The organism is Polaromonas sp. (assembly GCF_039932935.1).
Classification (GTDB): Bacteria; Pseudomonadota; Gammaproteobacteria; order Burkholderiales; family Burkholderiaceae_C; genus Polaromonas.
Genome location: NZ_JBDTPB010000048.1, coordinates 39736 through 49405, shown reverse-complemented (window position 1 = coordinate 49405; position 9670 = coordinate 39736). Strand labels below are relative to the sequence as shown.

At 62.4% G+C, this 9670-nt stretch carries 9 protein-coding genes; 7 read left to right on the top strand and 2 right to left on the bottom strand.

The features are described 5' to 3' along the window. Window positions 1–85: 85 nt before the first annotated feature. Window positions 86–478, top strand: coding sequence for a rhodanese-like domain-containing protein (locus ABI546_RS08855; protein WP_348046158.1), 393 nt, complete (start codon window positions 86–88; stop codon window positions 476–478). Between the two features lie 128 nt (window positions 479–606). Continuing rightward, complete coding sequence (locus tag ABI546_RS08850; RefSeq protein ID WP_348046156.1) at window positions 607–2580, top strand: RecQ family ATP-dependent DNA helicase; 1974 nt, start codon at window positions 607–609, stop codon at window positions 2578–2580. Window positions 2581–2610: 30 nt separating this feature from the next. Here ABI546_RS08850 and ABI546_RS08845 read toward each other — a convergent pair whose 3' ends face one another. Together ABI546_RS08845 and ABI546_RS08840 are read right to left on the bottom strand one after the other, a co-directional pair. Then, entirely contained in the window at window positions 2611–3648 is a 1038-nt protein-coding gene (locus tag ABI546_RS08845; protein WP_348046154.1) for a glycosyltransferase, read from the bottom strand. Beyond that, window positions 3632–4147: a serine O-acetyltransferase gene (locus ABI546_RS08840; RefSeq protein WP_348046152.1), complete on the bottom strand. Its 516-nt coding sequence runs from the start codon at window positions 4145–4147 to the stop codon at window positions 3632–3634. The genes ABI546_RS08845 and ABI546_RS08840 overlap by 17 nt, the downstream gene beginning before the upstream one ends. 499 nt (window positions 4148–4646) lie before the next feature. Between ABI546_RS08840 and ABI546_RS08835 the strand changes: the two genes are divergently transcribed. From ABI546_RS08835 to ABI546_RS08815, 5 genes are all read left to right on the top strand, one after another. Beyond that, window positions 4647–5621 (top strand): amino acid ABC transporter substrate-binding protein, encoded by a 975-nt coding sequence (locus ABI546_RS08835; protein WP_348046162.1) that lies wholly within the window; start codon window positions 4647–4649, stop codon window positions 5619–5621. 95 nt (window positions 5622–5716) lie between these two features. After that, window positions 5717–6919 (top strand): ABC transporter permease subunit, encoded by a 1203-nt coding sequence (locus ABI546_RS08830; RefSeq protein ID WP_348046150.1) that lies wholly within the window; start codon window positions 5717–5719, stop codon window positions 6917–6919. 1 nt (window position 6920) lies between these two features. Then, window positions 6921–8024, top strand: a complete 1104-nt coding sequence (locus ABI546_RS08825; RefSeq protein WP_348046148.1) for an amino acid ABC transporter permease — start codon at window positions 6921–6923, stop codon at window positions 8022–8024. A 21-nt stretch (window positions 8025–8045) separates the two neighbouring features. Continuing rightward, the gene (locus ABI546_RS08820; protein WP_348046147.1) at window positions 8046–8789 is read left to right on the top strand and encodes an amino acid ABC transporter ATP-binding protein; all 744 of its coding nucleotides are present in this window, start codon (window positions 8046–8048) and stop codon (window positions 8787–8789) included. A 4-nt stretch (window positions 8790–8793) separates the two neighbouring features. After that, complete coding sequence (locus ABI546_RS08815) at window positions 8794–9627, top strand: class II glutamine amidotransferase (RefSeq protein ID WP_348046145.1); 834 nt, start codon at window positions 8794–8796, stop codon at window positions 9625–9627. The last annotated feature ends 43 nt before the right edge of the window (window positions 9628–9670 follow it).

Below are 9670 nucleotides of genomic sequence, written 5' to 3'. Positions count from 1 at the left end.
AATCGATCCGCATCAACCCGAGCCGGTGCTTTGACGGGCCTTATTCAGCGTAGCCTTAGACGACAATAGGGGGATTGGCCCCATCATGAAAAACTTTCAACCCAAGGAAGCCTGGACCTGGCTCCAGACCCACCCCGACGCACTGTTTGTAGACGTGCGCATGGAAATCGAGTCGCTGTATGTCGGCCGCCCACCGGGAGTCGTCAACGTGCCATGGTACGAATACCCCGACCTGCAACCGGACCCGCAAAAGTTTGCCGACGCGGTGGCGCGTGAGGCCGACGGCAAGGCGCAGCCGGTGCTGCTGATCTGTCGCTCCGGCAAGCGCACGCTCGACGCGGGCCTGGCCCTGGAGGCGGCCGGTTTTTCGAACGTGCAGCACGTGGTGCACGGGTTTGAGGGCGAGCTGGACGAGCAGTTCCAGCGCTCCACGCTTTCCGGCTGGCGTTTTGACGGGCTGCCCTGGGAGCAAATGTAATTGCCAGTACGGCCACCTGGCGGCTGTCTATGCATCAAATAGGCCTCCAGCCCTTTATGCGCCTGCGCAAGCAGCTCCTCTTTTCATAGCACTTATCTTCGTCTACCGCGACTTCCCGCTTTATTTCCTTGTCTTCATTGCCCCTTTCTCCGCCCGCGCCGACGCCATTGGATGTGCTTGGCCAGGTCTTTGGCTACGGCAGCTTCCGCGGTCCGCAAGAGGCCATCGTGAACCACGTCGTGGGAGGGGGCGACGCGTTGGTGCTGATGCCCACCGGTGGCGGTAAATCGCTGTGCTACCAAATCCCGGCCATCGTGCGCCAGAACGCCGGCCACGGCGTGACGGTGGTGATCTCGCCGCTGATCGCGCTCATGCATGACCAGGTGGGCGCGCTCCACGAGGCCGGCGTGTCCGCGGCGTTCTTGAATTCGACGCAAAGCTTTGATGAAAGCAGCCAGCTCGAAAAGCAGCTGCTGCGCAACGAGTTGACGCTGCTGTACGCGGCACCCGAGCGCATCAACACGCCGCGCATGAAAGGCCTGCTGGCCTCGCTGCATGAGCGCGGCCTGCTCAGCCTGTTTGCCATCGACGAGGCGCATTGCGTGAGCCAGTGGGGTCACGATTTCCGGCCCGAGTACCGGTCCTTGAGCCTTTTGCACGAGACCTTTCCGGACGTACCGCGCATGGCGCTGACGGCCACTGCCGACGCGCTGACGCGCCAGGACATGATCGAGCGGCTCAAGCTGGAAGACGCCCGCCAGTTCGTCAGCAGCTTTGACCGGCCCAACATCCGCTACACCATCGTCGAGAAAACCGATCCGACGCGACAGCTGCTGCGCTTTATCGAGTCCGAGCACGAGAGCGAAGCGGGCATCGTGTATTGCCAGTCACGCAAACGCGTGGAAGAAATCGCCGGGATGCTGCAGGACGCGGGCCTGAAGGCGCTGGCCTATCACGCCGGCCTCGACTCAGGCGTGCGCCAGCAACGGCAGGACCGCTTCTTACGCGAAGACGGCATCGTCATGGTGGCCACGATTGCTTTCGGCATGGGCATCGACAAGCCCGATGTGCGCTTCGTGGCGCACCTGGACATGCCGAAAAACATCGAAGGCTACTACCAGGAGACGGGGCGCGCGGGCCGCGACGGCCAGAGCGCGGATGCCTGGATGGTCTACGGCCTGCAGGACGTGGTGAACCAGCGCCGCATGATAGACACCAGCGAGGTCGCCAGCGAGGAGTTCAAGCAGGTGATGCGCGGCAAGCTCGATGCCCTGTTGACGCTGGCCGAAGACACGCGCTGCCGCCGCGTCGGCCTGCTGGGCTATTTTGGTGAAGACTGCGAGCAATTTTCCGCCGGGCCGCCCCAAGGAAAATTAGCCCCCTCGGGGGGCAGCGCAGCACACGAAGTGGCAAGCGTGGGGGCCAAATATTATTGCGGTAACTGCGACAACTGCCTGAACCCGCCTGCTATTTGGGATGCGACGGAGGCCGCGCGCAAGATGCTCAGCTGCATCTACCGTGTGCAGCAGGCCAGCGGCATCAGCTTCGGCGCCGGGCACATCATGGACATCCTGCGCGGCAAGATGACCGAAAAAATGACGCAGTACGGGCACGACAAGCTCAGCACCTTCGGCATCGGCGCCGACCTGACCGAGCCGCAGTGGCGAGGCGTGCTGCGGCAGCTGATCGCACGCAACATGGTGCGTGTAGACGCCGAGGCGTTCAGCACGCTGCAGCTCATGCCCGACGCCCGCCAGGTGCTGAAGGGCGAGGTGAGCGTGGTGCTGCGCGAACAGGCGGCAGCAGGCACCAAGGCCGGCGGCCGCAAACGCGTGACCAAAACCTCGGTCAAGGGCCTGGCAGAAGCCGCGCTCAATGCCGGCGCACTGGAGCGGCTGGCCCGCCTGAAGGCCTGGCGCGCCGAAGTCGCTCGTGAGCACAACCTGCCGGCCTTCGTGATTTTTCATGACGCGACCTTGCGTGCCATCGCAGAGCGCGCACCGCAAGACATTGCCGACCTCGAAGGCATCAGCGGCATCGGCGTCAAGAAGCTTGAGGCTTACGGTGCTGAGGTGCTGCGCGTCTGCGCCGCAAACGATTAGGCGCCCCAGCCCACCTGCGGCGCCGCAGCGCTAGGGGCCGGGCGCGTTTCGGATCTCGATGCTGTCGATCGCCGCGCGCGCAGAGCGCTGCGGTGTCAACAACCCACGCACCAGCCCCGCAGCGTTGAAACACCACGAGACGACGGAAAACACGGCTTTTCTGGCGCTGCGTTTTCGCCATGCCATCAGCAGTACCGGCGCCGCCGCAATGCCAGAGAAAACCAGGGCGCGCGCCGTCCAGGGCATTGGAGCCGCCCAGATGGCAAGCAAAACAGCCCACCACACCAATACCGCGACATACAGCCGCAATTCACGCACCCGCATCAACACCAAACCCAGATGCGACTCGCCCCAAGCGGCGCGCAAAACTTCCCCCAGGCCGCAGATGTAGCGACTGCGCCAGCGGCGCACCAGCAACTGGTAGGGCGGCGCATCGTGGCCGTGGTGCCGCACGGAATCGATGTCCAGACGCCACAGCTTCCAGCCCCTGGCGTGCAGGCGCATGGCCAGGTCAAACTCTTCATAACTGTGAAGGTTGCGGTCTGAAAAATACCCGGCCTCTTGCACCGCGGCCCGCCGGTACAGGCCGCCCATGTCCAGCCGGTCTACCGCGCCGGCCTGCATGTGGCCAAGGCCCCGCTCCACGCGGGCGACGTATTCGAGGCTGCTGGTATTCATTTCCACGACCTGCCCGCCTACGCCGGCCGCATCGGGGTGCGCCCGCATGAAGGCCAGCGCTTCCGGCAAAAAACCGGGCAGCATTTCCATATCGCCGTCCAGGATGTATACGAACTCGCCCGCCGAATGCTGGTAGCCCAGCTGGGGGCCGACGCCGCAGCAGCGCTCATGGGCGCGCGCAAGCTGCACGATACGGATGGGATAGGCGCTGGCCAGCGCCACCGTGCGGTCGCTCGAACAGGAATCCGCCAGCACCACTTCGCCACCGACCCTCTGGACTGCGGCCAGCGCGCTTTCCACCGCGGCCACGATGCGCTTTTCCTCGTTTAACGCCTTGATGACAATGCTGACCGTGCAAGGCGCGGCGTTGGCTTCACGAAGTGGCATCATCACGGCGCCTCAAAATGATGCGGGCGGGCACGCCCACGGCAAGGGCCCCGGCCGGAACGTCGGTGATCACCACCGCGTTGGCGCCGATGTCGACGTCGTCTCCGATTCGCACCGGCCCCAGAATCTTGGCGCCGGCACCGATGTTGACGCGGTTGCCGATGTGGGGCGCCTCAAGCGGCTTGTCGATGCGCTGGTTGCCGATGGTGACGCCCTGGCGGATGATGCAGTCGTCGCCGATCACGGCCCGGCCATGCACCACAATCGCGCCGGAATGCTCTATCACCAGGCGCCGCCCGATCTGCGCCGAAACGCCGATGGTGACGCCACAAAACATTTCGGCCAGTTTGGCCAGTACCAGGTGCACTGCGCCCAGCGGATAACGCACCCAGCGGGATTGAAACCGGTATCGCAGATGCCCCAGCCGGTACACCTGCAAGGCCCAGAAACCCAGTGACAAGACGCCTTCCTGCGCCACACGCAAATCCTCAAAAAAAGCCATGGCTATTGAGCTTTCATACGTTCACGTGACAATCCCGCACGCCAGATCTGCTACAGGCTGGGGCTCAACGCCCGGAGGCCGCCCGCGAAAGGTGCATAGCACGGCAAAGATGCAGGCGGCCTTGCCACCCGACGCATGAAGCGCAAGATTCGTACCAGTAAGCGGCAGAGTTGCTTTAGTGCAGAAGCACGATGTGTGGGGAAGGTCAGGCACTGCCAGGTGCCTGAACAAGCTGCATGCACGCCTTGATGACGAGCGCCGAAGTGCCCCGCCATGCGGCCGGCTTGCTGCATAAGGTTATGCAATTCCGGCCGACATTTGTGCCATGCCGTAGGGGGTTGCCCTGAGTGGGCGCGCACAAGAGTTGCGCTAGCATCCGCCCATTGGCATGGTTCATGCTGATGTTGGCCTACTTATTGACTGGAGAATCCCCGTGATCAAACTCGTAAAAAAACATGGCTGGGTCGCCCTGGCGGCTGCCGGCCTCACTGTTGCGGCCATGGCTCCTGCCCATGCCGGCAAGACACTGGATGCCATCAAAGCACGGGGGCAGGTCATCTGCGGCGTGAACGTCGGGCTGGCGGGGTTTTCCTCTGCCGACAGCAACGGCGCCTGGACCGGACTTGACGTGGATGTTTGTAAGGCCGTCGCGGCCAGCGTGCTGGGCGACGCCAACAAGGTCAAGTGGGTTCCGCTGAATGCCCAGCAGCGCTTCACCGCATTGCAGTCCGGCGAAGTCGACGTACTGTCGCGCAACACCACGTTCTCGCTGACGCGTGACGCTTCACTCGGCCTGCACATGACGGCCGTTACGTATTACGACGGTCAGGGCTTCATGGTCCCGGTGAAGAGCAAGATCAAAAGCGCAAAGCAACTGAAAAATGCCACGGTCTGCGTGCAGTCCGGAACCACCACCGAGAAAAACCTGACTGACTTCTCCAAAGCCAACAACCTCGGCATGAAGCCGGTCGTGTTTGAAAAGCAGGAAGCCGTCAACGCCGCTTACTTTTCCGGCCGCTGCCAGGCGTACACCACCGACGCCTCGGGTCTTGCCTCCGTCCGCAACAAGGAAGCCAAGGTCCCCGCCGATCACCTGATCCTGCCCGAGCTGATCTCCAAGGAACCGCTGGGCCCCATGGTACGCCGCGGTGACGACGAGTGGTTCGCCATCGTCAAATGGGTGATTTACGGGCTGATCGAAGCGGAAGAATATGGCGTGACGCAAGCCAATGTCGATGCCATGGTGAAGGACAGCAAGGATCCCGTGGTCATGCGCCTGACCGGCAGCGGCGAAGATACCGGCAAACTGCTGGGCCTGGACAAGGAATGGCTGGTGCGTGCCGTCAAGGCCGTCGGCAACTATGGTGAAGTCTTCGAACGCAACGTCGGCCCCAAAACGCCCCTGGCACTGCCGCGCGGCCAGAACAACCAATGGAACAAGGGCGGGCAGATGTACGCCATGCCGGTGCGCTGATCGCCTGATTCCGATGCGCTGAACGCAACGGGCCGCTCCCAACCATTCGTTGGCGAGCGGCCCGTTTTACTTGGGTACCGCCTTATGTCCACCATATGTCCGAGCATTCACTAATTCCCGCGCGGCCTGCGCCGGCGTTGCGGCGCGGAGGTTTTTCGTGGCGCAGCAAGCAGGCACGCGCTGTGGTTTACCAGATACTGGCCGTCAGCCTGATTGTCTTGCTGGTGTGGCTGCTCGTAAGCAACACGCTGGGCAACATGAAAACGCGCGGCATCCAGAGCGGCTTTGATTTCCTGTTGCAGCCGGCCGGCTTTGACATTGGAGAAGGCTGGCTCAACTACGACTCGATCGATCCCTACTGGAAGGCCTTCCTGGTGGGGCTGGTCAACACCTTGCGCGTGGCCGTGGTGGGCATTGTGCTCACTTCCATCCTGGGAACCCTGCTGGGCGTGGGCCGCTTTTCACGAAATGCGCTGGTGCGCGGCCTGTGCTACGGCTATGTCGAGCTGTTTCGCAACATCCCGGTACTGCTGCAGCTGCTGATGTGGTACTTGCTGTTCACCGAGTATCTGCCTGCCATTGACCAGGCGCTGCATATCGGCAGCCTGGTGTATGTCAGCAAAAACGGCCTCTCGTACCCCTTCCCGGTCTGGCATCTGGGGCAGACGCTGGCTTTGTGCGGTGCGGCAGCTGGCGGCGTGGCGGGCTTTGTGTATGCGCGCCGGGCACGCCGGCACTTTGACCAGACCGGCCAGGCGCGCCCCGTGCTGTGGGTGGTGCTGGCGCTGGTGGCAGCGGGTGCGCTGTTGGGCTGGCTGGCTGGCGGAGCACCATCCGAATGGAACCTGCCGAAGCTGACGGAGACCCAGGTGGAAGGCGGCGGCGCGCTGTCGCCCGAATACCTGGCCGTGCTGCTGGGGCTGGTGCTGTACACCTCGGCCTTTGTGGCCGAAGTGGTGCGCGCGGGCGTTGCTTCGGTGTCGCTGGGCCAGCATGAAGCCAGTGCATCACTGGGGCTGTCGCGCAGCCACTCGATGCGGCTCGTGGTGCTGCCCCAGGCGCTCCGGGTCATCATTCCGCCGCTGACCAACCAGTACCTGAATCTCACAAAAAATTCGTCGCTGGCAGTCGCCGTGGGGTATCCCGATCTGGTGTCGATTGCCAACACATCGCTCAACCAGACCGGCCGCGCCGTCGAATGCATTGCCATCATCATGCTGATCTACCTCACCACTTCGCTGGCCACTTCGGCGTTGATGAACTGGTTCAACAGCCGTGCCGCGATCAAGGAGCGCTGACATGAACCAGACCTTTGTTCCCGTGGCGCCACGCCCCGCCCCCATCAAAATGGAAGGGCCAGGCCCCTGGCTGCGCAACAACCTGTTTTCCAGCGCCGGCAACACGCTGGTATCGGCCGCGGTAGTGATGCTGCTGCTGTGGGCGGCCGTGTCCGCCTTCCGCTGGGCAGTGCTGAACGCCGTGACGGCCGCCGACGCGGACGCCTGCCAGGCCGCGCGCGGCATCGGCGCCTGCTGGGGCGTGATCAATGAGAAAGCCCGCATCATCTTGTTGGGGCGATACCCGATGGCGGAGCACTGGCGGCCGTCGCTGGCCACCTTTTTGCTGCTGGGCCTGGTGGTGGCAAGCTGCAGCCGCTGGTTCTGGAAGCCCTGGCTGGCCTTAATCTGGCTGGTCGTGCTGACCGTGTTTTTCACGCTCATGAGCGGCGGCATACTCGGCCTGTCCAAGGTCTCTACGGACCAGTGGGGCGGACTGCCGCTGACCGTGATGTTGACGGTGATTTCGATGACTGCGGCCTTCCCGATTGCGGTGGCGGTGGCGCTGGGCCGGCGCTCCAGCATGCCGGCCATCAAAACCCTGTGCATCATTTACGTCGAGCTGATCCGCGGCGTACCGCTGATTTCCGTGTTGTTCATGGCCAGCTTCATGTTTCCGCTGTTCATGCCCATCGGCAAATCACCCGACGTGCTGATCCGCGTGATCGTCGGCATCACGCTGTTTGCGGCGGCCTATATGGCGGAAATTGTCCGGGGCGGCCTGCAGTCGCTTTCCAAGGGACAGACCGAAGCGGCCGCCAGCCTGGGCCTGGGTTATTGGCAAACGCAGATCAAGATTGTCCTGCCGCAGGCTTTGGGTGCGGTGGTGCCCAGCATCATGAACAACTTCATTTCGCTCTTCAAGGACACCTCGCTGGTGACCATCGTGTCGCTGTATGAGCTCACGGGCGCCCTGTCGCTGGCGGTAGGCTCCGACCCCAACTGGCGGCCGTTCAAGATTGAGGCTTACCTCTTTATCGCCGCCATTTACTTTACCTGCTGCTTCGCCATGTCTCGCTACAGCCTGTGGGTTGAACGCCGGCTGGCTGTGGGCAAAGCCCGCTAATACCAAGGATCAAGGACCCCCATGACCGAACCCATCATCCGCTTTGACAAAGTCAACAAATGGTACGGCAATAACTTTCACGTGCTGCGCGACTTGCAGCTGGACGTGCGGCAAGGCGAGCGCCTGGTAATTTGTGGGCCCTCCGGCTCGGGCAAATCCACGATGATTCGCTGCATCAATGCGCTGGAAGACTACCAGGAGGGCAAGCTGACCGTGGCCGGTTCGGTGCTCGGCGACGACGTCAAGGCGATCGATGCGGTGCGCCGGCAGGTCGGCATGGTATTTCAGCAGTTCAACCTGTTTCCGCACCTGACCGTTCTGGAAAACCTGACGCTGTCACCCACCTGGGTGGCGGGCCTTTCCAAAAAGGAAGCTACGGAGCGGGCCATGCACCAGCTCGAGCGCGTGCGCATCGCAGAGCAGGCCCAAAAGTACCCCTTGCAGCTGTCGGGCGGCCAGCAGCAACGCGTGGCGATTGCGCGCGCGCTGTGCCTCACACCCAAGATCATGCTGTTTGACGAGCCGACGTCCGCACTGGACCCGGAGATGATCAAGGAAGTGCTGGATGTGATGATCTCGCTTGCCGAGCAGGGCATGACCATGCTTTGCGTGACGCATGAAATGGGCTTTGCCAAGGCGGCCGCCGACCGTGTGATCTTCATGGACCAGGGCCAGATTGTTGAGCAGAACACGCCGGTGGACTTCTTCAATCACCCGCAGACTGACCGGGCGAAAGATTTCCTTTCCAAGATCCTGGGGCACTGAGCGAATGTGCCAGCTCCTCGGCATGAACTCGGCCAAACCGGCAGACCTTCGTTTTTCTTTCACCGGCTTTGCCGCTCGCGGCGGCTTGACGGACCACCACGGTGACGGCTTTGGCATCGGTTTTTTTGAAGACAAGGCCTGCCGCATTTTCATGGACAGCCAGCCCGCGGCCACCTCACCCGTGGCCGAGCTGCTCAAAAGCTATGCCATCAAGTCCTGCAATGTCGTGTCCCATATCCGCAAGGCGACGCAGGGCGATGCGCATCGCCTGGAAAACTGCCATCCCTTCACCCGCGAGCTTTGGGGCCGCCACTGGCTGTTTGCCCACAACGGCGACCTGATCAATTACGTTCCGGCCCTGGGCGGCAATTACCAGTCGGTCGGTACCACCGACAGTGAACGGGCTTTCTGCGCGCTGATGGAAAAACTCAAGGCCATCAGCCCGCGTGAGCCCTGCTCGCTGGACACAGTGTTTGAAACCCTGTGCAGCATGAGTGAAAGCACAGGCGAGTACGGCGTGTTCAACTATTTGCTGTCCAACGGACAGGCCCTGTTTGCGCACTGTTCCACGCGGCTGTATTACCTGGTGCGGGAGTGGCCGTTTTCAAACGCCAAGCTCGTTGATGCCGACCTGAGCATCGACTTTGCCCAGACCAATGCCCAGGAAGACCGGTTGTGCGTCGTCGCCACCCAGCCGCTGACGCTCAATGAAAACTGGCAACAGCTGCAGCCTGGGCAATTGCTGTGGATTGAGGGCGGCCGCATCGTGCGGCAGGCACAACTGAAAGTCAGTGAGGACGTGCAGCGAAAGAATGAAGCCAATCTGGCTTGCGTATAGTTATTGGCGTTCTGCCCAATAACAACGTGCGCAGGCAGCTATC